Below are 381 nucleotides of genomic sequence, written 5' to 3' on the forward strand. Positions count from 1 at the left end.
CGACGACCATGAACGCCATTTCGGTGGACAAGGCCAACTGGCGGGCACAGGGCGTGCCGGATGATTTCGGCGATCCGGCGGCGAGACTGGCGGATGCATATGTGCGCATGGGCTGTCGGCCCACCTTCACCTGTTCGCCTTACCTGCTCGACAGCGCGCCGGGCGCGGGTGAATCGATTGCCTGGGCGGAATCGAACGCGGTGATTTTTGCCAATACGGTTCTTGGTGCACGCACTGCCAAACATCCTGATTTCCTCGATCTATGTATCGCGATGACGGGCAGGGCGCCGCTTTCGGGTGTTTACCTGGAGGAAAATCGTCGGCCGCAGCGCATCGTGGGAACGAATATAATGCGCCGCTGAAGCGCACCGTTTCGATCGA

General features: G+C 60.4%; 1 pseudogene. It reads left to right on the forward strand.

Annotated features, from left to right (window positions below):
- A pseudogene (locus tag EN874_RS32460) lies at window positions 1-338 on the forward strand (aconitase X); the annotation flags it as partial.
- Window positions 339-381: the final 43 nt, after the last annotated feature.

This window comes from Mesorhizobium sp. M1D.F.Ca.ET.231.01.1.1 (assembly GCF_003999155.2).
In the GTDB taxonomy this organism is placed as follows: domain Bacteria; phylum Pseudomonadota; class Alphaproteobacteria; order Rhizobiales; family Rhizobiaceae; genus Mesorhizobium.